Origin of the sequence: Pseudomonas sp. MWU12-2319 (genome assembly GCF_023242525.1) — a bacterium.
GTDB lineage: Bacteria > Pseudomonadota > Gammaproteobacteria > Pseudomonadales > Pseudomonadaceae > Aquipseudomonas > Aquipseudomonas gingeri_D.
In genome coordinates this window covers 116,756-138,604 of sequence record NZ_JALJES010000008.1, presented here as the reverse complement: position 1 = coordinate 138,604, position 21,849 = coordinate 116,756, and the positions used below count along the sequence as shown (strand labels likewise).

Annotated in this window: 20 protein-coding genes and 2 pseudogenes; 16 read left to right on the top strand and 6 right to left on the bottom strand. The window is 58.1% G+C overall.

Features of this window, described 5'->3' with window-relative positions; genetic code table 11:
• The first annotated feature begins 30 nt into the window (after positions 1–30).
• From prpF to M5C01_RS15335, 10 genes and pseudogenes are all read left to right on the top strand, one after another.
• Positions 31–1,179, top strand: coding sequence for a 2-methylaconitate cis-trans isomerase PrpF (gene prpF / locus M5C01_RS15380; protein ID WP_152739495.1), 1,149 nt, complete (start codon positions 31–33; stop codon positions 1,177–1,179).
• 78 nt (positions 1,180–1,257) lie between these two features.
• Complete coding sequence (locus M5C01_RS15375) at positions 1,258–2,484, top strand: lactonase family protein (protein ID WP_248764343.1); 1,227 nt, start codon at positions 1,258–1,260, stop codon at positions 2,482–2,484.
• Positions 2,485–2,517: 33 nt separating this feature from the next.
• Positions 2,518–3,231 carry a TerC family protein gene (locus M5C01_RS15370; RefSeq protein ID WP_152739494.1) on the top strand — a complete coding sequence of 238 codons (714 nt, stop codon included), beginning with the start codon at positions 2,518–2,520 and terminating at the stop codon, positions 3,229–3,231.
• A complete protein-coding gene (locus M5C01_RS15365) occupies positions 3,228–3,983 on the top strand; it encodes a transporter substrate-binding domain-containing protein (protein WP_178129843.1) in 756 nt (251 codons plus the stop codon). The genes M5C01_RS15370 and M5C01_RS15365 overlap by 4 nt, the downstream gene beginning before the upstream one ends.
• Before the next feature lie 95 nt (positions 3,984–4,078).
• On the top strand, positions 4,079–4,405 hold the full coding sequence (locus M5C01_RS15360) for a CopG family transcriptional regulator (RefSeq protein WP_248764342.1): 327 nt from the start codon (positions 4,079–4,081) through the stop codon (positions 4,403–4,405).
• 441 nt (positions 4,406–4,846) lie between these two features.
• Positions 4,847–5,122, top strand: coding sequence for an Arm DNA-binding domain-containing protein (locus tag M5C01_RS15355; RefSeq protein WP_152739493.1), 276 nt, complete (start codon positions 4,847–4,849; stop codon positions 5,120–5,122).
• A gap of 53 nt (positions 5,123–5,175) precedes the next feature.
• Entirely contained in the window at positions 5,176–5,433 is a 258-nt protein-coding gene (locus M5C01_RS15350; protein WP_152739492.1) for a type II toxin-antitoxin system ParD family antitoxin, read from the top strand.
• Complete coding sequence (locus tag M5C01_RS15345) at positions 5,430–5,717, top strand: type II toxin-antitoxin system RelE/ParE family toxin (protein ID WP_152739491.1); 288 nt, start codon at positions 5,430–5,432, stop codon at positions 5,715–5,717. Before M5C01_RS15350 ends, M5C01_RS15345 begins: the two co-directional genes overlap by 4 nt.
• Before the next feature lie 96 nt (positions 5,718–5,813).
• Positions 5,814–5,957 (top strand): annotated as a pseudogene (locus M5C01_RS15340) (late control protein); the annotation flags it as partial.
• Positions 5,941–6,165 (top strand): annotated as a pseudogene (locus M5C01_RS15335) (RES domain-containing protein); the annotation flags it as partial. The pseudogenes M5C01_RS15340 and M5C01_RS15335, both read left to right, overlap by 17 nt.
• Before the next feature lie 204 nt (positions 6,166–6,369).
• On the opposite strand, the gene M5C01_RS15330 reads toward M5C01_RS15335, so the two are convergent.
• Together M5C01_RS15330 and pobA are read right to left on the bottom strand one after the other, a co-directional pair.
• Positions 6,370–9,102: an AAA domain-containing protein gene (locus tag M5C01_RS15330; protein ID WP_152739489.1), complete on the bottom strand. Its 2,733-nt coding sequence runs from the start codon at positions 9,100–9,102 to the stop codon at positions 6,370–6,372.
• A gap of 398 nt (positions 9,103–9,500) precedes the next feature.
• Entirely contained in the window at positions 9,501–10,685 is a 1,185-nt protein-coding gene (gene pobA / locus M5C01_RS15325) for a 4-hydroxybenzoate 3-monooxygenase (RefSeq protein WP_152739488.1), read from the bottom strand.
• Between the two features lie 155 nt (positions 10,686–10,840).
• On the opposite strand from pobA, the gene M5C01_RS15320 reads away from it, so the two are divergent.
• The 6 genes from M5C01_RS15320 (at position 10,841) to pcaC (ending at position 16,471) form a co-directional block, all read left to right on the top strand.
• Positions 10,841–11,710: a helix-turn-helix domain-containing protein gene (locus tag M5C01_RS15320; protein WP_152739487.1), complete on the top strand. Its 870-nt coding sequence runs from the start codon at positions 10,841–10,843 to the stop codon at positions 11,708–11,710.
• Positions 11,711–11,906: 196 nt separating this feature from the next.
• Positions 11,907–12,626, top strand: coding sequence for a protocatechuate 3,4-dioxygenase subunit beta (pcaH, locus tag M5C01_RS15315; RefSeq protein WP_103496965.1), 720 nt, complete (start codon positions 11,907–11,909; stop codon positions 12,624–12,626).
• Positions 12,627–12,638: 12 nt separating this feature from the next.
• Positions 12,639–13,241, top strand: a complete 603-nt coding sequence (gene pcaG, locus M5C01_RS15310; protein WP_152739486.1) for a protocatechuate 3,4-dioxygenase subunit alpha — start codon at positions 12,639–12,641, stop codon at positions 13,239–13,241.
• Positions 13,242–13,319: 78 nt separating this feature from the next.
• Positions 13,320–14,669 (top strand): MFS transporter, encoded by a 1,350-nt coding sequence (locus M5C01_RS15305; protein WP_103496963.1) that lies wholly within the window; start codon positions 13,320–13,322, stop codon positions 14,667–14,669.
• Positions 14,670–14,708: 39 nt separating this feature from the next.
• Complete coding sequence (locus M5C01_RS15300; RefSeq protein ID WP_152739485.1) at positions 14,709–16,070, top strand: 3-carboxy-cis,cis-muconate cycloisomerase; 1,362 nt, start codon at positions 14,709–14,711, stop codon at positions 16,068–16,070.
• A 14-nt stretch (positions 16,071–16,084) separates the two neighbouring features.
• The gene (pcaC, locus tag M5C01_RS15295) at positions 16,085–16,471 is read left to right on the top strand and encodes a 4-carboxymuconolactone decarboxylase (RefSeq protein WP_103496961.1); all 387 of its coding nucleotides are present in this window, start codon (positions 16,085–16,087) and stop codon (positions 16,469–16,471) included.
• Positions 16,472–16,540: 69 nt separating this feature from the next.
• Here pcaC and M5C01_RS15290 read toward each other — a convergent pair whose 3' ends face one another.
• From M5C01_RS15290 to M5C01_RS15275, 4 genes are all read right to left on the bottom strand, one after another.
• Positions 16,541–16,960: a MarR family transcriptional regulator gene (locus M5C01_RS15290; RefSeq protein ID WP_152739484.1), complete on the bottom strand. Its 420-nt coding sequence runs from the start codon at positions 16,958–16,960 to the stop codon at positions 16,541–16,543.
• Between the two features lie 111 nt (positions 16,961–17,071).
• Positions 17,072–17,770: an outer membrane beta-barrel protein gene (locus M5C01_RS15285; protein WP_103496059.1), complete on the bottom strand. Its 699-nt coding sequence runs from the start codon at positions 17,768–17,770 to the stop codon at positions 17,072–17,074.
• 84 nt (positions 17,771–17,854) lie between these two features.
• Positions 17,855–18,331 carry an SRPBCC family protein gene (locus M5C01_RS15280; RefSeq protein ID WP_178129842.1) on the bottom strand — a complete coding sequence of 159 codons (477 nt, stop codon included), beginning with the start codon at positions 18,329–18,331 and terminating at the stop codon, positions 17,855–17,857.
• A gap of 48 nt (positions 18,332–18,379) precedes the next feature.
• A complete protein-coding gene (locus tag M5C01_RS15275; protein WP_152739482.1) occupies positions 18,380–21,808 on the bottom strand; it encodes a beta-ketoacyl synthase N-terminal-like domain-containing protein in 3,429 nt (1,142 codons plus the stop codon).
• Positions 21,809–21,849: the final 41 nt, after the last annotated feature.

The following is a 21,849-nucleotide window of genomic DNA, read 5'->3' as shown; positions in this document are numbered from 1 at the left end:
GCGACGCTGATCCGTTGTAGGAGAAACCCAATGACTCAAAGACGTATTCCTGCCGTTTACATGCGTGGTGGTTCCAGCAAGGGCGTATTCTTCCTTGACGAAAACTTGCCTGCAGCAGGTACAGAGCGCGATGCAATCTTGCTGCGTGTGATCGGAAGTCCCGATGTATACGGCAAGCAGATTGACGGTATGGGAGGCGCCACTTCCAGTACCAGTAAGGTCGTGATCATCGGAAAGTCGAGCCGTGATGACTGCGACGTGGATTACCTGTTCGGGGCGCCGGCGATCGAGACCCCTGTGATCGACTGGTCAGGTAACTGCGGGAATCTGAGCTCAGCGGTTGGGCCTTATGCGATCTCTGAAGGCTTGGTGGACGCACCGCACGAAGGTACGGCAGTTGTTCGCATCTGGCAGGCCAACATTCAGAAGCGGATCATCGCCCACGTTCCAATGCGTAATGGTGAGGTTCAGGAGGAGGGTGACTTCGTGCTCGATGGAGTCGCTTTTCCAGCAGCCGAAGTCGTCCTGGAGTTTCTGAACCCCGGTGGTTCAGACGGAAGCATTCTGCCGACCGGAAATGCCATTGACGAGTTGGATATTCCAGGCGTCGGCAATCTTCCAGTGACACTGCTGAATGCTGGTAACCCGACCATCTTTGTCGAGGCAGATAAGGTGGGTCTGAAGGGCACCGAAACCCAAGACCAAGTTAACGGCGATGTGCAATTGCTTACGCGGCTTGAGACCATTCGCGCTCATTGCACGGTAGTCATGGGGCTGGCTGATAGTGCGGAGGAGGCTACGCGTTTACGTCCTCACACTCCGAAGCTTTGCATGGTAGCCAAGCCTCAGGCCTATCAGGCTGCGGGCGGCAAACAGGTTGAGCCGGGTGACATTGATGTGATCGCTCGAATTCTTTCGATGGGCAAGCTTCATCATGCGATTACAGGTACCGGCGCTGTGGCTGTGGCGGTCGCCGCTGCGCTGGATGGCACGTTGGTCAATCAAATTGTCGGTGACATCGGAGACCGGCAGGTACGGATGGGACACACCGCAGGTAGCGTCGCTGTAGGTGCAAAAACCATCTTGGAAAATGGTGCATGGACAGTTGAAAAAGCAGTCATGAGCCGTAGTGCTCGTCGACTGATGGAAGGCTGGATACGTATCCCCGAAGTGGTGTGATTTTGCCTGTGTCGTGCCGAGCCAAACTCGGCATGAGCACATCTGAATTCAATAATAAAAACAAAGGAGAGTCACACCATGAGTTCATCCGATTTCCCTGGTCACCTCATGCCTCGCCGTCGATTCGTTCAACTCTCCGCTATTGCGGCAGGAGGGATCATGGCAGGAAACTTCAATATTCCTGCAAGCGCAGCTTCTACGAGTGATGAAGAAAAAATGGTTAATAACAAGGCCGCTCAGACGCCTCGATTTGCCTATGTCGGATCTCGGACAACCAAAGAGCGTAACGCACGCGGTGCAGGTATCACTGTTTACCGGTATGCCCAAGAGACCGGAGCCTGTACGCTGGTTCAAACGCTTGATGATTTGGCTAATCCCTCATTTCTAACATTTGATCATTCCCAGACTCATCTTTACTGCGTTCACGGTGATCTGAGTGAGGTCAGTGCTTTCTCTATCGATTCAAAGTCTGGTGAGCTAACCAAGCTCAATACCGTCGGTACCCAGGGCAAGAATCCTGTTCACCTTAGTGTTGATCCCACCAGTAAATTTTTGGCAGTCGCCAACTACGCGACGGGCAGCTTTGCTTTGTTTCCTATTCTGGATGACGGCAGCTTGGAGGCTTTATCTCACGTCGAGCCGCTTCCGGGTGAGGCTGGGCCTCACAAGGTCGAGCAAAGCAGTTCTCACCCCCACATGATTCCGTTTGATCCATCAGGTCGTTTCCTGGTGATGCCCGATAAAGGTCTCGATAGGATTTTTGTTTATCGCGTTCGAAACAACAACGCGAGGCTTGATGCAACGCAAGTCAGCGTGGTTAAGACGAGAGAGGGATCAGGTCCGCGTCATATCGTCTTCACGCCTGATACCCGGTACGCCTATGTCGTCAATGAGCTCGATAGCAGTGTGACGGGTTACGTCTACGAGGCAGATCAAGGGTCGTTGATCGCCAAGGAAATTCTGCCCACATTGCCAGCCACCTTCACAGGAAACAGCCGGGCAGCGGCCATTGTCATGGCGCCTTCTGGCAAATATTTGTACGTGTCGAATCGTGGTCACGACAGCGTGGCTACCTTTGCGCTCGATGAAAGTGGCGCGTTTTCGGCCAAGGGACACATACCATCACAAGGGAGTAAACCACGCTTCATGAATTTGACCCCCGATGGTGCTCGTCTTTTTGTTGCCAACGAAGAGAGCGACAACATCATCGCTTTTGACGTTGACCGCCATTCGGGTGGCCTTACCGCGAATGGCCAGGTGATTAAAACCGGCAGCCCGGTTTGTATGATTTTCAAAACGACCTGACCGGTTGATTAGCCGAGGCCGGGAGTGCTTACCTTGATCGAACTCTTAAACTCATCGGTGTTTTGGCTAGCTGTAGCGCAAATCATCGCCATCGACATTTTGCTAGGGGGAGACAATGCCGTTGTGATTGCATTGGCGTGCCGCAAGCTCCCGGAGTCTCAGCGTAATCGCGCCATTATAGGTGGCGCGCTGTGCGCCATAGTGCTCCGCATTGTGATGATTTTCTTTGCGCTGCAATTGTTGGAGTTACCGTATCTCAAGATCATCGGTGCAGCACTGCTTCTCTTGATCGGCATCAAGCTGCTTGTTCCAGAGAAGGAGGATGCGCATGACAATCTCACGGCCAGCCCGCGGCTATGGGGCGCAATCAAAACGATCATTGTCGCTGATGCGGTCATGAGCCTGGATAACGTCGTTGCGGTCGCGGGCGCCTCTAATGGAAGCCTGGAGCTGGTGATTTTCGGCATCGTCATCAGCATTCCAATCATCATTTGGGGCAGCAAGCTGGTGCTTCACTTTATGGATCGGTTTCCGTTGGTCATCACGCTTGGAGCGGCATTGCTCGGTTGGATCGCCGCAAGCATGGCTGTCGATGACATAAGCCTGCCCAGTCTCCCGTCGTGGTCGCACTACATAGCTGGATTGGTCGGCACGATGTTGGTCTTGGCTGTTGGAAAATTTGTGAGGCGTCGTCAGGAAATTGATTGCATTGCATCTCCAAAATCTGAAAGAGGTGAGCAGCTGTGAAGTTCGACATTGACGCTGTGTGTAAAGATTTGGCCCCCTTTGGCGAGCTTCGGGTAGCCATCAATCTGGGTAACCAAGTCCTGGCGCAGCGCGATGAAAGTACTGGGAGCTTGGGAGGGGTATCAGTAGCACTGGCGAACGCGTTGGCTGTGGAGTTGGGGCTCGTTATTAGTCTGACTCCCTACGATGCCGCTGGGAAGGTGTTTACTGCATTGGGAGAGGGGCTCTGGGACTTGGCGTTTCTGGCTATCGAGCCAGTACGTGCGGAGAAGATCGCCTTCTCAACTCCCTATGTGAGTATCGATGGCACCTACCTCGTACGAAAGGAAAGTCCGTTCCAAAGTGCGTCTGATCTGGATGCTCAAGGTCACAGGATTTCAGTAGGTCGTGGAGCCGCGTACGACCTGTACCTCTCACGCACCCTGCAGCAAGCTGAACTCGTTAGAGTTGAGACCTCGGCGAATGCTGTTGACGGCTTTCTTGAGCTGCAGTTGGATGCGGCAGCGGGGGTTCGACAGCCATTGGAGCGATTTGCAAAGTCTGCTCTAGGAGTAAGAGTGCTGGCAGACAATTTCACAGAAATTCGCCAGGCAATGGCTGTCCCGAAGACGCAGAAAATCGCAGCTGAATATATTCAGGACTTTATCAGTCGACGCTTACGAAGTGGTTTCGTGGCCAAAGCTCTCGCGGATAGCGGCCAAAGTGATGCGCGAGTCGCACTACCAATTGTCCCCGAAGCTCCCATTTCATGAGCAGGCATTATCTACGTGATGGGTATGCATTTTCGATATGAGAGGTCGTGGTAGCAAGTCATGGACGAGGCAAGCGTTGATCGACAGGAAGCGTCGTGCCCGTTCTTGAATGGTTGCAGGCAGCTCGTGCTGATCTGCTGGCGACTGTCGATTATGTCTCCGACGACAATCCCGACGCTGTCCAACGTCTGAAAGACGATATTGAGGCCAAGGCGGCAAAGCTGCCGGAGCATCTCGATGAGGACTTGACGTCTCAGTCTGTGGAGCGCGAAGAGGCCCGGGAAAGCTTCAAGCAAGAGGCGCTCGCGTCATGGAAGGCCTACCAGGACACGGGCCGGCATTTGACCGGGGCCGAGGTCCGTGACAGGCTGAAATCCTGGGGCACCATGGAAGAGTATGAGCTTCCCTCGTACCACGAGTGATTGTCGCGGCGGGGGCTGGTGAAGGGCTGGAGAGTTGCCGTCGTTTACGGGTGGAAATGCTCCGCTCGATACCGCTACCCAGTACACTCACGGTTTTTTTGATCAGCAACTGCGATGGTCAAAAGCAAGCCCGAGGGCTTGAAGGTTTTCCTACCTTGTCATGTCCCGAGGCTGCTCGGAGGAAGAGGATACACCTAGAGGTAGAAAAATTTTCGGACTAAAACTTTTCCTTTATTTTCAGTGACAAAGGGAAAGGTTCGATTCCGGCTTCGGCACCATCTTTGCTTTTCAGGGCATCCGACGAGATCTCTGAAACCCTTATAAAACCTGCCTTGCGCAGGTTTTTTGTTTTCAAGATCTTTCGTGGATCTTCACCCCAACCCCACATTTTTAGTACATTTTTTAGTACATCCTGAGTTCGATTTTTGGGTGATGTACTAAATGCCGCTCACAGACACCGCCGTCAGGCAGGCAAAGCCTGAAGACAAAGGATACAGCCTCAGCGACAGCGCCGGACTTTCATTGTTCGTGGCGACTAATGGCTCGAAGGCCTGGCACTTCCGCTTCAAGTGGCAAGAACAGCAGCCGCGCATATCCTTGGGTATCTACCCCGACATCTCCCTGAAAGACGCTCGCACACGGCGGAATCAGGCACGAACGATTACCTTTCCAGACGCTTCTGATCCGGTAGCGGAGCAGGTGCAGTTGTGGGATTGATAACAGTTATTAAATTGGCTACTCTGGATGTGGGGCTACCTGGAGGATAAAACATGATTAGTGCCGAGTTGGGAAAACCGCTTGAGAACTATGTGACGCAGCTCATCGAGTCTGGTCGCTACGGCTCGAAAAGCGAAGTGCTACGCGAAGGTGTACGGCTGGTTCAGGATCGGGAAACCCGCCTGGCCGCGCTGGACGCTTCCATTGCTCGTGGTATGGGCGACATCGACGCGGGTCGCATCAAGCCTGCGGAAGAGGTGTTCGACCGACTGGCTGCAAAATACGCAGAGATGGCTGATAAGACTGCATGATCGTTCAGCTAACAGACGAAGCGGAAGGTGATCTCGAGCGCATTGGTGATTACATTGCTCAAGACAATCCGTTACGTGCGTTGTCCTTCATTAACGAGCTACGCGATAAATGTCTAAGCCTGGCGGACATGCACCAAGCATTCCCGCTGGTGCCACGCTACGGTATCCGGCGTCGGGTTCATGAAAACTATGCCATTTTCTATCGAGTAGAGGCCAACCGTGTCGTGGTCGTTCACATCCTGCACGGCGCGATGGATTACGCGGCGATCTTGCTGGACACATAGCTCCCTGAGCAAAGAGTAACGACAAGGTGCAACCTTGTAGTGCCGGATTATTAGCCCCGCCTTGTGCGGGGTTCGTTGTTTCTGGAGTTCGCAAAAATGAAACCCACTTTCCGTGTCGTCGCTGACGGTGCCGACATTACCGCGCTGATCAACGACCGCTTGCTGTTGCTCCGAACGCTGGACAAGCCCGGCATGGAATCGGACGAATTCGAGCTGCGTATCGATGATCGAGACCGCGCCGCATACAGAGCAGGTCCATTCTGAAGTCCACAGCACTCGTGATCTGGTGTTGGCTGATTTAGGCAGTGTGGCCCTTCGTAAACTGGGCGTGCCGCGCCGGCACCTGATTGATACCGAGAAGGACCAGTATCCGGCAACACGTCAGTGGGCCGCCGCGATCCATACCCAATGCCCTGACATACAGGGTTTGTCCTGGGTCTCACGGCAGGCCGATTCGGCCCGAGCCGTTATGTTGTTTGGCGACCGTGTACCAGATGGAGCCCTCCGCCAGCAGGGAGAGCCTCGCAGTTTGATACAGGACGAAGATGCCTACGCTGAGGTGTTGGCGTTGTATCCATGGTACGGACGAGGCGGTGCGGGCGTCGGCGAAGAGCTGTGTGAAGAAGCTCCCGCGTAGCAAGCGTGATTTGATTTACAACGTGATGTGGGAATCGCGAATACCGCCATGCGTAGGACTAGCCCACTGCCCGATAAAGTCGCCAACTCTGCGCTCAATGTCACTCTCAACTGTCCGCAGCCGCAGAATAGGAATGCCACTTCTAGCCAAAATCTCATTTTTCATGGCGTCCCGAGCTGCCTGCACGGGTCGGTCGTGGTACCCGCCATCAACCTCGATCACCCCTATAGGTTTCTTGCCCACTTTGAAATAGATCACGAAATCGCAACTGGCGCGCCTCATGAACGCCCGCTGGGGCTCCGTCCAGTCGAGGCTACCCGGCGATGCAAGCTTATCCAGCTGGATCTGTGTGTGGTACTTCAATGCCTGGCACGCCGGGGCTGACAGCGCTTCGCGCAGCAACTGTGCCACGATCTGCTCGGACTTGTAGCGTGAGTCCTCGGGCCGCAGGCGGGCGTCCAAGCGTGCCAGAGACTGGTCGTACTCGCGGTACAGCAAGTCGAATGCCGACACCACCGGCGCGCGTACGATCTGCTCGTCCTGCGCGTAATAGCTGATGTAGCGGATCAGCGCGGCGATGTGGCCGTTGTTATCGAACACTTCGTCGCCGGTCACCAGGGTGAAGCGATGTTTGGCCCGCGAAACTGCCACGTTGATCATGCGTGGATCATCGACGAAATCCAGGCGTTGCCGCTCCTGGTTGTAGCGCTTCTTGTCCAGCACGGTGGAGAAGACGATCTCGTCGCATTCGCGCCCCTGAAACTTGTGCACGGTGTCCTTGATGAAATCCGTCGGCAAGTGCATGTCGGAAAGGTTGACTTGCGCCCGGAACGGGGCGATGTAACCGCGGCCTTCGCCGTCCATTCCGACAGGCTGCCCCTCGTCCTCAAGCACCTTCAGCAGGGAGTCCAATTCCCGAAGGTTGGTGTTCTTCCTGGCGTGGTTGCCCTTGGCTGTCACCACCAGGCGCAGAGGGGCTTCGCCCTTGTCCTCGGTCATCGGCACCAGTGCGTTGTCGTAGAACTGCTGGTTGCAGAACTGGATGATCCTGGGGTGGCAGCGATAATGTTCTTTCAGCAGGGTTCTGGGCAGCGCGTCCTGGAACACGGCAATACACGAATCCAGCAGGCTGTAGTGCTCGCAATCGTAGACCTCGGCGGGCGCTTGAAGCCCCAGTGCCACAGGGATATGCGGCAACTGGCGGTTGTCTCCAACGACGATCAGGTTCTTTGCGCAGCCCAGTGGCAGGATGCCCGGCACGATGTCCTGCAAAGAGGCTTCATCGATGATCACGTAGTCGAGGACCGCTCCTTGCGCGATCGAATTGACGATGGAGTGCGTGCCGCTGCCCAGGATAGGGAAGCGCTGCACGAAGGCATCGAAATGCCGGCAGTAAGTTTTGACATCAAAGCTGTCCGACGGTGGTACCTGAAGTTGCAGATGTTGCTTCAGATGGTGCATCGATGCTGTTGTCAGTTCTTTCAGCAGGGCCGTGAAATTCGCGCGTGCCAACGATTCACGGCACGCCTGCAGCTCCGCTTCCTTGTCCCGTAGCGACTTGTCGTAGTAATGCATCTGCAGTGCATGGAAAACGGCCATGCGCGCCTCTCTCTCGGCGAATGGCTTGGTGCGAAAGATTCTGAATTTGAACAGAAGCTCGATGCGGTCTTTGAGATGAATGCGCTGCTCGCCGAGGTACGCCAGATAGGCCATGAGGTCCGCAGTCTTGCGCGGTGTCAGGCCGTACTTGTCGAGCGAGCTTGTGGCGTGCACATCGCTTTCTGCCTGCCACTGCTGCAGGTAGCGCCGCTCGATGACCAGCTCGTCCAGCTCGATTTGCAGTTGTGCCGCCCTGTTGTGGTCTTGCAGGTGCTGCTTCAAGCGGGTCAGCAAGGCCTGGATCTCATCTAGGGACGGTGCCGACTCGGGCGCGCTTGATGGCCACGCAGGCAGGTCGGCGAAGAAGGCCTCACGTTTGTCATGGTTGCCAAGCCTGGCGACCAAGTGGCCCAGGCCGTATTTCTCCAGCTTTTCGTAGACGTTTTCCACGGCAGCATTGTTGTTGGATAGCACCGCTACCGTCTGCCCACGTAACAGAATATTGGCGAGGATGTTGAGGATCGTTTGGGTCTTGCCGGTCCCTGGTGGACCTTCGATCACACTGATTTGCGCGCTGAACGCCCGCTCGACCGCCTGAAGCTGACTCTCGTTAAGCCCGAACGGATAGATGAGCCCCTGACCCGGCGCCAGCGTGCCGTTGCGCCCCGTACAATAGGCTTGCAAGGCAGTGCCAGCGATGGCGGGCAGTTTTCCGAGCTGGCGCACTACATTATCGGCAATTTCACGATTGGTCTTCGACTCAGCGTGATCCTTTCGGGCATTCGCCACGGTAGTGAAATAGCGGAAGACCGGCGTTTCCTTCATTGATGTCGGGGCGGTAAAACCGATACCGTCCATCTTGTAGATATAGGGCTTTTCGGCGTCCGGGTAGTGCACGACGGCATATCGCTCGCCGTAAATCATAGCTTTGGCAATAGGCGTGACGATCTTGCTGCCGGACTTGTGCAGCAATACATTGGTCAACTCGCGGGTGGGCGAGACCTGGCAGTTACTGAGCGGGCGGGTGTATTTTTTCTTGGAGGGGAAGTGACACGTCAGTTCCAGGGCTTCGTACTTGTGGCTCCAGCGAATCGACCAGTCGCTGATCTTTGCGGTCTTGTCCTCACCATCCACCTGAATCGAAGCCATGTTCCTTATCCCTGTGCGCATGACATCCGGCTTCGCCTCGCGCCGAATGCTACTTTTCCTAAGAAGAGTCATATTGCCATCATTGCGTGCTGGGTCGATAGCCGGTTCACGCGTTTAGTCATCTTCCGTGCTTCCGGCCGAGAGCAGCCCATCTGCATCAGGCAGAAAACGGCCAAAAGCGGACACGCTTACAGCGCTAGAGCCTCCTCGGCAATGTCATGGGCAAAGTCTTTGTCTCATGGTGTTGGGTCTTCGCTTGAGTCATTCGCGGCCTGCCGCGTCGAGGAAATCCTGATGGGCCAGGATGATGGTGAACCGAGCCGCTGAAAGGCGAGAGTGTAGAGCGCTGGTTTTTTTCGTTCCGTCGAATGATGCGCAAAGAGTGGGGGGCAATTCAGTTATTCGATGGCTTCATACGGCAGCCCGACATAGTTTTCCGCAATCGTCTTGCGTCCGGCGGCCGAGCCGGTGAAGTAATCGAGTTCGCTCTTCTGGATACGCTGGCTGAAGGTATCGGTATCAGGAAAACGGTGGAGGATCGAGGTCATCCACCAGGAGAAGCGTTCGGCTTTCCAGACCCGACGCAGGCAGATTTGCGAGTATTTCTCCAGCAAGTCGGTGCGACCCTCGCGATAAACCTTGAGCAGGATCCGGTACAGCGTGCTGACATCGCTCGCCGCCAGGTTCAAGCCTTTGGCGCCGGTGGGCGGAACGATATGGGCCGCATCGCCGAGCAGGAACAGTCGACCATATTGCATGGGCTCGACGACAAAGCTGCGCAACGGCGCGATGCTCTTTTCAATCGAGGGGCCCGTGACCAATTGCTCGGCGATAGCGCTTGGCAAACGGCGCTTGAGCTCTTCCCAGAAACGTTCGTCCGACCAGTCCTCGACCTTTTCCTCGGCGCCCACTTGCACGTAATAACGGGTGCGCGTCGGCGAGCGCATGCTGCACAAGGCGAAGCCTCGCTCATGGTTGGAGTAGATCAGTTCATGGCTGACCGGCGGGGTGTCGGCCAGGATTCCCAACCAGCCAAAGGGGTAGACCCGTTCAAAAATCTTCAGCGTCTCTGCCGGTATCGATTGTCGGGATACACCGTGAAAGCCGTCGCAGCCGGCAATGTAATCGCAGTCCAGGCGCACGGTCTCGCCGTGATGTTCGAAGGTCACGTAAGGATTGTCGCTCTGCATGCCGTGGGGCTGCACATTCTCGGCCTCGTAAAGAGTCGTTGCGCCCACGGCGGCACGTGCGTCCATCAAGTCACGGGTGACTTCGGTCTGACCGTAGACCATGACCGTTCTGCCCTCGGTCAGTGCCTTGAGGTCGATGCGTTCACAGCGTCCGTCGAAGGCCAGTTCGAAGCCGTCATGCACCAGGCCTTCGGCATCCATGCGCGCGCTGACACCAGCTTCGCGCAACAGATCGACCATGCCTTGTTCCAGCACGCCGGCGCGAATTCGCGAGAGGATGTATTCGGGATTCTTGCGTTCGACGATGACGTTGTCGATGCCGGCACGATGCAGCAGTTGACCGAGCAAAAGGCCGGAGGGGCCGCAGCCGATGATAGCGACTTGGGTTTTCATGGAGGGTAGTCCTGTCTGGTACCGCTGAAGGCGTTGGGCCTTGTCGGGCACTGTTGTTTTTGTCTCCTGTATTTTTAGTGGCTAAAGTGCGGATATGAAGGCAATATCCGATGCATTCCATGGACTTTTCGTGGGTCGTTGTGGAGGGGAGGTAGATGTCGAAATCATCCGCTGTGCCTGTTCCGGTGTTCAAGCTCTACGGCGAGACCGGCGCCTGGCCGACCCCTGACTTGATCCATTGCGAGTCGATCCCCGAGCGCAGCAAACTGCATGGCTGGGAAATCAAACCCCACCGGCACAGCGACCTGGTGCAGCTGCTCTACGTGCAGGCAGGGCAGGCGACACTGAAGGTCGAAGACGAGATCCACCACATCGATTCCGCTGCGCTGCAAGTCGTGCCGGCGCTGTGTGTGCACACCTTCAAGTTCTCCGAGGATATCCAAGGCCACGTACTCAGCCTGGCACAGCCCCTGGCCGAACAGCTCGGCGCTTCGCTCAACAGTCCGGTATTGACCACGGCGGCCTGTTACCCGATCGGCGCCGCGCATTCGTATCTGGACACGCTGTTTTCAGCCATCACCCGGGAATACGGTGAACACCAGCCCGGCCGTGATCCCATGCTGCAATCGTTGATCACGGTACTGTCCATCTGGCTCAGTCGCCGCAGTCTGGAGCGCACGCCGCCGGACGCCTTGCCGCTTGAACGGGGCCGAGAGCATTTGCAGATGTTCACCCGGACACTGGAACTGCGCTTTCGCGAGCATCTACCCATCGAGCACTATGCGACGACGCTGGGGATCAGCACGGCTCACCTCAATGCCTTGTGCCGACGCCTCTGCGGGCAATCGGCATTGCAGATGATCAACCAGCGGCTGCTGCTGGAAGCCAAGCGCGATCTGGTCTACACCGCCATGACCATCAACCAGGTGTCGGACAGCCTGGGCTTTTCCGAACCGGCCTACTTCTCGCGCTTTTTCAAGCGCGGCACGGGGCAGTCACCGAAACAATTCCGCATCCAGCGTTAGCGGATGCCAGATCTCGAAGGCGGCGTGTGGAGGTGTTGCGCGAAGTAGGGCTGGAATATCGCGAGGATCATTATCCATAACCATTTGGATATGGATGAAGTTGGTTTTTTCAGTTTTGGCGGGGGCACTATCAAAGGAGACTGAGGGACAGACTGCTATCCAAGCAGCTCTTACCTCTAACAATAAGGAGCCCGACATGTCTGATGCGGACAACAGCCGCTTCGTCATTCGTGACCGCAATTGGCACCCCAAAGCCCTGACGCCTGACTACAAGACCTCGATCCTGCGTTCCCCGCGCCAGGCCCTGGTGAGCATTCCCCAGTCCCTGTCGGAAACCAGCGGCCCGGATTTCTCCCATTTGAAGATGGGCGTGCACGATAATGATCTGCTGTTGAACTTCAACCAGGGCGGCCTGCCCATCGGCGAGCGCATCATCGTCGCCGGTCGCGTCTGTGACCAGTACGGCAAGCCGGTCCCGCATACCCTGGTGGAGATGTGGCAAGCCAATGCCGGTGGTCGCTACCGACACAAGAAAGACAGCTACCTGGCGCCCATCGACCCGAATTTCGGTGGCGTTGGCCGGGCCCTGACCGACCGTGACGGTCATTACAGTTTCCGCACGGTCAAACCCGGTCCCTACCCGTGGCGCAACGGTCCCAACGACTGGCGTCCGGCGCATATCCACTTCTCCATCAGCGGCCCGTCGATTGCCACGCGCTTGATCACCCAGCTGTATTTCGAAGGCGATCCGCTTATCCCCATGTGCCCGATCGTCAAGTCGATCGCCAATCCGGAAGCGGTGCAGAGCCTGATCGCCAGGCTCGATATGAGCCTGGCCAATCCCATGGATTGCCTGGCTTATCGCTTTGATATCGTTCTGCGCGGCCAGCGCAAGACCCACTTCGAAAACCGCTGAGGAGGCACGCACATGCCCGTTCAACTTCTGCCTGAAACCCCTTCGCAAACCGCCGGGCCTTATGTGCATATCGGCCTGGCGCTGGAGGCTGCCGGCAACCCGCCCCGCGAGCAGGAAATCTGGAACGAGATGGCCAAACCCGGTGCGCCGGGCGAGCATATTCTGCTGATGGGGCACGTCTACGACGGCAATGGCCATCTGATTCGCGATTCGTTCCTGGAGTTCTGGCAGGCCAACCACAAAGGCGTCTATGACAGCGATTACAACCTGGAAAAGCCCTTCAACAGCTTTGGCCGCACCGCGACCACGGATGTCGGCGAGTGGACGCTGAACACCATCAAGCCCGGCACGTTGAACAACGCCGCGGGGGTACCCATGGCGGCCCATATCAACGTTTCGCTGTTTGCCCGGGGCATCAATATCCACTTGCAGACCCGCCTGTACTTCGACGACGAGGCCCAGGCCAATGCGCTTGATCCGGTATTGAATCTGATCGAACAGCCGCAACGCCGTGAAACCCTGATTGCCAGGCGTTGCACGGTCGACGGCAAGCTGGCCTATCGTTTCGACATTCATGTCCAAGGCGAGGCGGAAACGGTGTTCTTCGACTTCTAAGGTTGTGGCTTGCGTGCAGTTGCAGGGCGCTTGCCGATACAAGCGACCCGATAATAATAAGAAGAAGGAAATGTCTGTATGTCGTTATTAGCCCCTGTGCCTGTGGCGGGCACGCTTGATGTTCAGTTGTTGATCAACACCAAGCCACTGTCCAGCTATCAATGGCGGGTGGTGCTCCTGTGTTTCCTGATCGTCTTTCTCGACGGCCTGGACACCGCGGCCATGGGCTTTATCGCCCCGGCCTTGAGCCAGGACTGGGGCATCGATCGCGCCAGCCTGGGGCCGGTGATGAGTGCCGCGCTGATCGGCATGGTCTTCGGTGCCCTGGGTTCCGGCCCCCTGGCCGACCGTTTCGGGCGCAAGGGGGTGCTGGTGGTGGCGGTGTTTCTGTTTGGCGTGTTCAGTCTACTGTCGGCCTACAGCAGCAATATCGACCAACTCCTGGCCCTGCGTCTGTTGACCGGCCTGGGCCTGGGGGCGGCAATGCCCAATGCCACCACGCTGCTCTCCGAATACACCCCCGAGCGGCTCAAGTCGTTGCTGGTGACCAGCATGTTCTGCGGTTTCAATCTGGGCATGGCCTGTGGTGGGTTCGTCTCGGCGAAGCTGATTCCGCTGCTGGGTTGGCACAGCCTGCTGATGCTCGGCGGGATCCTGCCCCTGGTGCTGGCCGTGGTGCTGTTGTTCCGGTTGCCGGAGTCGGCACGCTTCCTGGTGGTGCGCAATCGTGGCGTGGAGCGGATTCGTCAGGTGCTGGCACCGATTGCGCCGCTGGAGGTCGCGGCGGCCACCGGCTTCAGCGTGCCGGAACAGACGGTGGTGCAGAGCCGCAACGTGCTGAAGGTGATTTTCTCCGGGGCTTATAGCGCCGGTACCTTGCTGCTGTGGCTGACCTATTTCATGGGTTTGGTGATCGTCTACCTGTTGACCAGTTGGTTGCCGACCCTGATGCGTGACAGCGGCGCGAGCATGGAGCAGTCGGCCTTTATCGGCGCGCTGTTCCAATTCGGCGGTGTGCTCAGTGCGGTGGGTGTGGGCTGGGCGATGGATAAATTCAACCCGCACAAGGTCATTGGCATTGCTTACTTGTTGGCCGGCGTCTTCGCCTGGCTGGTGGGGCAGAGCCTGGGCCATGTCAGTGTATTGGCCGCCTTGGTGCTGTTGGCCGGCATGTGCATCAACGGCGCGCAATCGGCGATGCCATCGCTGGCCGCGCGTTTTTACCCCACCCAGGGTCGCGCCACCGGCGTGTCGTGGATGCTCGGTATCGGTCGTTTTGGTGCGATCCTCGGGGCCTGGGCCGGGGCGACGTTATTGGGCCTGGGTTGGAACTTCGAACAGGTGCTGACCGCGCTGGTAGTGCCGGCGGCCTTGGCGACCCTCGCGGTGGTGATCAAGGGGCTGGTCAGCCATGCAGACGCGACCTGAGAGCGCCTTATTGTTTTTCATGAATCCTGGAGCTGTGGTTTGAACAGACCGACGAATCAACTTTTCGATGCCTATTTCACCCAGCCGGCGATGCGGGCGATTTTTTCCGATCAAGGCCGGTTGCAAGGCATGCTCGATTTCGAAGCCGCCCTGGCGCGCGCGCAAGCCAGCACCGGGTTGATACCCCAGGAGGTCGTTGGTGATATCGAAGCGGCCTGTAGCGCGCAGCTGTTCGATGTCGACGCGTTGGCCGTGGCCATCGGTAATGCCGGCAATTCGGCGATTCCGCTGGTCAAGGCGTTGGGCAGGAAGATTGCCGTGGCCAACCCGACCGCTGAGCGCTACGTGCATATGGGGGCCACCAGTCAGGATGTGATGGACAGTGGCCTGGTGCTGCAACTGCGTTCAGCCATCGCGCTGTTGGAAGGTGATCTGGGGCGTTTGGCCGATGCGCTCGCCGAGCAGGCCGCGCGCCACGCGAACACCCCGCTGGCCGGGCGTACCTGGCTGCAACAGGCGACACCCGTGACCCTGGGCATGAAGATCGCCGGTTGGCTGGGCGCTATCACTCGCCATCGCCAGCGTCTCGCTGAAGTCAAACCGCGCTTGCTGTGCCTGCAGTTCGGTGGGGCTTCCGGCAGCCTGGCGGCCTTGGGCGACCAGGCTTTTACGGTGGCCGAAGCCCTGGCCGATGAGTTGAGTCTGCACCTGCCTGACCAGCCTTGGCATACCCAGCGTGATCGCCTGGTGGAATTCGCCAGCCTGCTGGGGCTGATCGCCGGCAGCCTGGGCAAAGTCGGACGCGATCTCAGTTTGCTGATGCAGACTGAGGCGGGTGAGGTGTTCGAGCTGGCCGCGCCGGGCAAGGGCGGCTCCTCGACCATGCCGCACAAGCGCAATCCGGTCGCAGCGGCAGTCATGATCGGTGCGGCGACCCGGGCCCCCGGGCTGGTGGCGACGATGTTCAGCGCAATGCCGCAGGAACATGAGCGCAGCCTCGGCCTGTGGCATGCCGAATGGGAAACCCTGCCGGAGCTCTGTTGCCTAATGTCCGGCTCGCTGCAACAGGCCTTGCAGGTGGTGCCAGGGTTGGAAGTCGACGCCGGGCGCATGCTGCAGAATCTGGAATTGACCAAAGGGCTGGTGCTGGCGGAAGCCGTGAGCATTGCCTTGTCCCAGCGTATCGGCCGCGATGCGGCGCATCATCTGATCGAACAATGCTGCCGCCGTGCGGTGGAGCAGGGCGAGCACTTGCGCCAGGTGCTCGGCGCCGAACCGCAAGTGACCGCGCAACTGTCCGCCGAGGCGCTGGACCGCCTGCTGGACCCGGCTCATTACCTGGGGCAATCACAGCGCTGGGTCCAACGCGCGCTGGCCGAACATCACGCTTTCAAACCTTAGAAAAGGATCCTGCAATGGACGAACAGCAACGTTATGAAGCCGGCATGAAAGTGCGCCGCGAAGTGCTCGGCGATGCCCATGTGGATCGTAGTCTGGAACATCTGACGCCGTTCAATGGCGAGTTCCAGGAGATGATTACCCGACATGCCTGGGGCGATATCTGGACCCGCCCCGGGTTGCCACGGCACACCCGCAGCCTGATCACCATCGCCATGCTGATCGGCATGAACCGCGAAGGGGAGCTGCGCCTGCACTTGCGTGCCGCGAAAAACAACGGCGTGAGCCGCGACGAGATCAAGGAGGTGTTGATGCAGAGCGCGATCTATTGCGGCATTCCCGCGGCCAACGCCACCTTTCATCTGGCTGAGGCGGTTTGGGCGGAGATGGATGCCCAGGCGTAAGCTAGTGGTTGTGTATCTCCGGCGCGACTGGAGCCGGCCCAGTCCCGGCGCCAGCCGCGGCGCCGGTGTTTATGCCTGATAGACCTTCTTCAGCAGCCTGAGCAGTTCTTCGCGCTCCTGACTGTCGAGGGCGGAGGTGGAATCCAGATCGCTCTCGGTGGCGATCTGTTTCAGCTCCTTGAGCAGGGTCTCCCCGGTCTTGCTGAGAAAAATCCCGTAGGAGCGCTTGTCCGGCTTGCAGCGCACCCGCACCGCCAGCGCCCGGCTTTCCAGTTTGTTCAGCAGCGGCACCACCTGGGGTGGTTCGATGGCCAGTGCCTTGGCCAGGTCGGCCTGCATCAGCCCGGGCGTCTGGTCGATGATCGCCAGGGCCGAGAACTGCGCCGGCCGCAAATCGTGGGCCGAGAGTCGCTCGATCAGGTTCTGGAACAGCTTCAACTGCGCCCGACGCATGGCATAACCGATCAGGTCGTCCAGGGCGGAGTCCAGTGGCGCTTGGGTTTCGGCGTTCTCGGCAGGGGACTCGGGGGTGGATCCTCAGGCAGGAGGTTAAGAAGACTATCTAGTTTGCCGAGGCACGGGCCGCAGTCCAACCATCGCTTAGAACCAGTAATGCAGGCCAAGCATCAGTGACTGGGCGCTGTAGTCAGTGTGCACATCGCCTTGGGGCAGGCCTTGAATGTCACCGAAGTGCGCATCACGAGTCTTGAGGTATCGATAGTCCAGGGACATGGACCATTGATCGGTGAGCTCGTAACCTACCCCGGCGCCGAGTTGATAGGCCGATACGGTGTCGCGATGAGTGTTGCCGAACTGGACGCCACCGGCTTCCAGGCCACTGACCGAAAGGGTGGTGTAGCCCAGGCCGCCGCCAATATAGGGGGTGAACCGGCTGAAGGGGGCCGGCAGGTTCAAGACGTCATACCAGAGGTTGGCCATCAGGCTGGTGGCTTCCTCTTCGCCTTTGCCGTTGATGCTCCCGCCGCCTTCGTAGACCCGGTGATTGAACTGGGTCAGGGTGTTTTTGCGGTAGCTGAGTTCCACTTCAGGCCGGAGCCCGACGGGAAATCGCCAGCCCAGTGCCAGTCCGGTGGCGTAGCCGGAGTGTAACGGTTGGTTGAACTCCATCTCGACAAAGTCGAGGTGGTTCTGGCTAAGGTTCTGTGGAGCCACCCAGTTCAAGCCGCCCATGGCACTGATGTAGGGGCCGAGCGTGTCGGCGGAACTGGACGCTGGGGCGATAAAGCCCATGCCAATGACGCCCATCACAAGATACTGAGTGTTTTTTAGTAGGTTCATGCTCGGTCCGAAGTGTGCCGTTATCGATTAGTAAGCGCAGCGTGTTGGGGAGCAAGCGTTCAACACGCTCTCTCCCGGGATATTTCATACAGGGTGCAAATGCGTTCCAGATTTTTCGAGCCCAGGGGGACTGCTGGCTTTCGCTCGTTGTTCAGCCAACCTGCACAGGTTGTCCAGTGCGCTGGTCATGGCCGCGGTCAGCAGCTTGCGTAGCAGCCCGCGGTATAGAAAACTCAGGCGTCCGGAGATCTTCGCGCTATGGACGACCTGGGTTTCATCCGGGGAAAGCCTGTGCATCCGGTGATCGAACTCAAGGTCGATCCAAAGCAGCCTTGCCGTGTTCCGATAGCTTTCATGCTTCTTCACCGCTTCCAGTTTCAGCGGCATGGTCAGGCCATTTTTGAGGATGCATTTGCCTCGCGTTCCAGGTTGGAACGGACCATTGAGCTCACAATGGCTGACGTCGGTATCCCATAACGGGGCTTCTGGAAAATTGCTCCAGATCTTCCATATTTCCGAGGGCGACGATTTGACTCGGACTTGCACATTCACATCGTTCACGGCGACACCTTGGTTGTCGGGGGTGGAGATTGAGATCAATTCAATGCCTCAGGCAGCGGGCGCTGATCGACTCAACACTTGAGCGGTAATACTGGCTTGGCCGATTTTTTCGCCGCGGTTGAACAGGTCGATATAGACGCGGTTGGTCTTGAATGGCTGGTCCTGCGCGTCAAAGCCGGCTTGTGGGGCCAAGGACAACGGACTGTTCCTGGGGATTGGCCGATCCAGGGTGAAACTCAAGGCCAGCAGGTTCATCGGGGTGTTGAGTGGAATCCGCAGATAGCTGTGGGCAATCTGCATGTAGCACTGGCGGGCAACTTCGAGGAAATACACCATCGAATAGTGCTCGGGGTCGCCCTCCTGGAAGAAGTGCTCGTCCGCCAGCTTGAGCGTGTCCACGCTCAAGCCCTGGGCGATGCCGCTGATGTCACTGACGATGACGTTTTCTTCCCTGGCCTTGTGCAGCAAGGCCTTGTCGCGGCAGCGGGTGGCCGTGAACTCGCCGGCGGGCGCTGTCTCGAACGCCGAGCTGTAGGCCATCCCGAGTACGCAGGTGCACATCAGTTTTCCGGCTTGCATGACCTTCGCATTGAATACGTGGGGGTCTTTGCCTTGTTCCAGATGCAGATCGATCACACCCTCTTTTTGTACGTACTGCTGGAACTTGATATTCAGGGTTTTGACATAGGCGACTCGCCCACCCAGTGGGGGCATGGTCAGTTCAATCAGTTGCAACACACCCTCAAGCAATAAAATGCCGGGGATGTGATCAAGAGGGTGATCGAAGAAATAAGGGTGTGCTTCGTTCACCACGAGCTGGGCGTGCAGTGACTGCGGGCTGCGCCGGACGTTGGCGATCACGATATTTTCCGGGGCGCGTTGCCAGTGCGTCGGGCGCTGGGCTTCAGCACCACGGTGCAAGGCGAACAGGCCCTCCATGGCACGAACCCTGACACGCAACCCGGAGAGCAGGGTGCTGGTCAGCATGTCACTGAGTTGCAGCACATCGACGCCATCGTGTTGCCGTTCGCGGGCAAGGTTGACAGGGCGGGCAGGTGGGATGACCTGCTGCAGTTCGTGGGCGGCCGAGTGAGCAAAGCGCAACGTGAAGGGATACTTGATGGCCGGGCTGGGTTCGGCCGCCGGGCTCCACTCCCGAAGCTTTTCCGTAAATAGCCACATCACGGCCTTGCCGGCTTCGCGCACCTCGATCACCGTGTGAGACGATGCACTCAACATCACTGCCAACAGGGTTTCAATGCCACTGGCTTCAGCCAGGAAACCGGTCATCTCCTGCAGTGATCCGCCGGCGTGAGTCGCATCAGGCTGCAGCTCGCAGACTTCAATGTTCTGGTATTGACTGCGTTCCTTACCCAGCCGTTGGCAAGCTTCTTCCAGCGACTTCGCGGCATGGGCCAGGACCGCGGCGCGAATCACCAGCAAAGGTTTGTCGCTGGAGCCTGGTCGATAAGGACGCAGGGCAAGCAGCCCCAATCCTTCACCTTGCAGGGTCGCTGAGTGTCGGGCGCGTTCGACCTCGATTTCACCACTGATAAAGCGCCCTGCACCGAGCAAGAGGGTGTTGATGCCTTCCTTGAACCATTGCTGCGATGCCAGCAGGGTTTGCCAGAACAGGCCCGGGGTGCCAACCAGTGTCTGATGGAAACCCTTGAAGTCGAAAATCTGCGCCGGGTAGCCGGACAACATATTCGGCAGCATGGTTGCCACGTCTGTTACCTCCACGCCCGGTGGCTTGCCTTGAGCCCGGGAGTAGAAGTTGTGGGCGCTGCTGTACGCGTTACTGAAGCGTTCGCCACCCATGTTGCAGCACATGACCATCGCCGTGCCGGGGGAGCCGGCCACACCCGGCAGGCGTCGCAGCAAATGGTTGACGCGATCGGTGATCAACAGCTTGAACGGATCGACATGGGCCAGTGGTTTGGGGCCCATGCCGAAACCGTCGATATCGATGATGCGATCCTGCGCCAGGAATTTTCCCAGTAAAGGCTGGGCTGGCGTCGTGATGTAATCAACGAAGCGCCCATAAGGGAAAATGACTGAGGGGGCTGCTGGCCGATCGAGCTGTTGCTTGAATGACTGCAATGAGCCGTGATTGCCGATCGCCGCTTCAGCCTCGACAATCGCCAGGTCCAGCATCAGCACGCCGGAGGCGACCTGGGGAGCGCTAGGGCGGTTGTCAGGAATATATTCATCCACCACCAGATGCGCATTGGCGCCGCCAAAACCAAAGCTGGAGATGCCTATCCGGAGCGCCGACTGACGATCAGCAAGGGGCTGTACCTGCCCGCTGGCCAACTGCAGGCAGGTTTCGCCGACTTTTGCGCTGGGTCGGTAGTTGGGCTGAGGTGGAATACCTTTATGGCGCAATATCATCAGGGCCTTGGCGAGCGAAGCGCCTCCGGCGGCGGCCAACGGATGACCAATGACGGACTTGATCGAACCGATGGTTATTTTCTTGCCGCCTGTGCGATGGGGGGCGAAGAAGCGGTTCAATGAGTCCAACTCTGTCGCGTCACCCAAGGGTGTGCCGGTGCCATGGGTCTCGATGTAGTCCACGTCGCGGGGATCAAGACCGTTATAGGCCCGTTGGTAAGCCGTGTACTGGGCCTGTTTGCCCGGCGCAAACACTGAGCCTTCGGCGCCGTCGGCGGAAAGCCCCAATGCCCGCAAGACGCCCAGGGGGCGGCGCTGTGCAATCAGGGCCTGCGCTACGGGCTCGACCAGAAAGGCGACCGCACATTCGCCTGGCACAATGCCGTCAGCGTCCTGGCCGAACGCCTGCATCCGGGCCCGGGAGGAAAAGGCGGTCAACTGCGAGAACCCCAGGAACAGCGCCGGTGGCAGCACGGTGTTCAATGCCATGACAATCGCGTTATCCGCCTGTCCACTGTTGATCAGGGCTTGAGCCATATCGATTGCATAGGGGAACGAACTGCAGGCGGTATCGACCGATAGCGCCGGGCCGCCCAAGGCAAAAGTCGCCGCCAGTTCAGCCACTTGTTCACCCGGCGTATAGCCCCGGGACGAAGAACTCCTTGGTGTATCGGCTTTTCCGGACATGCCCGTGACGAAGTAACTCTCATCACTCCAGGACGTCGCGACCACCAAGGCTGTGCGCTCCTTGATCAGCATGGAGCCTTGTCCGGCAAGCTGAGTGAGGAGCGTCTGGAGGACTTTCTTGCCGATGGCGACCTGACGTCCCTCATGACGAGAGGGGATTGATACGTCATCGGTCAGGCAAAAAGCACTATCCAGATAGGTGCGATCCTTTTCTCCGGGCTTGTCTGAATAGATTGACGCTTTCTTCAGCTCCCAGCGTGCCGGCATCGAATCGATAGGTGCTATCCGCCCTTCAGAGAGCAAGTGCCAAAGGGCATCCGTTGACGGCGCCCCTGGAAACTCGCCCGCCATTGCGCTGAAGCAAAAGTCGCCCCCTGTTGTTACCGCGCCACTCATACCCTATCTCCTGATTACCCAAATGCGGGCTGATCTGCTCG

Excerpts from the sequence above, each read along its gene's own strand:
- M5C01_RS15350 (WP_152739492.1), top strand. The coding sequence starts at position 5,176 with ATGATTAGTGCCGAGTTGGGAAAACCGCTTGAGAACTATGTGACGCAG.
- M5C01_RS15320 (WP_152739487.1), top strand. The coding sequence starts at position 10,841 with ATGTCGAAATCATCCGCTGTGCCTGTTCCGGTGTTCAAGCTCTACGGC.
- M5C01_RS15345 (WP_152739491.1), top strand. The coding sequence starts at position 5,430 with ATGATCGTTCAGCTAACAGACGAAGCGGAAGGTGATCTCGAGCGCATT.
- pcaH (WP_103496965.1), top strand. The coding sequence starts at position 11,907 with ATGTCTGATGCGGACAACAGCCGCTTCGTCATTCGTGACCGCAATTGG.
- pobA (WP_152739488.1), bottom strand. The coding sequence starts at position 10,685 with ATGAAAACCCAAGTCGCTATCATCGGCTGCGGCCCCTCCGGCCTTTTG.
- pcaC (WP_103496961.1), top strand. The coding sequence starts at position 16,085 with ATGGACGAACAGCAACGTTATGAAGCCGGCATGAAAGTGCGCCGCGAA.
- M5C01_RS15285 (WP_103496059.1), bottom strand. The coding sequence starts at position 17,770 with ATGAACCTACTAAAAAACACTCAGTATCTTGTGATGGGCGTCATTGGC.
- M5C01_RS15305 (WP_103496963.1), top strand. The coding sequence starts at position 13,320 with ATGTCGTTATTAGCCCCTGTGCCTGTGGCGGGCACGCTTGATGTTCAG.
- M5C01_RS15330 (WP_152739489.1), bottom strand. The coding sequence starts at position 9,102 with ATGGCTTCGATTCAGGTGGATGGTGAGGACAAGACCGCAAAGATCAGC.
- M5C01_RS15275 (WP_152739482.1), bottom strand. The coding sequence starts at position 21,808 with ATGAGTGGCGCGGTAACAACAGGGGGCGACTTTTGCTTCAGCGCAATG.
- pcaG (WP_152739486.1), top strand. The coding sequence starts at position 12,639 with ATGCCCGTTCAACTTCTGCCTGAAACCCCTTCGCAAACCGCCGGGCCT.
- M5C01_RS15355 (WP_152739493.1), top strand. The coding sequence starts at position 4,847 with ATGCCGCTCACAGACACCGCCGTCAGGCAGGCAAAGCCTGAAGACAAA.
- prpF (WP_152739495.1), top strand. The coding sequence starts at position 31 with ATGACTCAAAGACGTATTCCTGCCGTTTACATGCGTGGTGGTTCCAGC.
- M5C01_RS15375 (WP_248764343.1), top strand. The coding sequence starts at position 1,258 with ATGAGTTCATCCGATTTCCCTGGTCACCTCATGCCTCGCCGTCGATTC.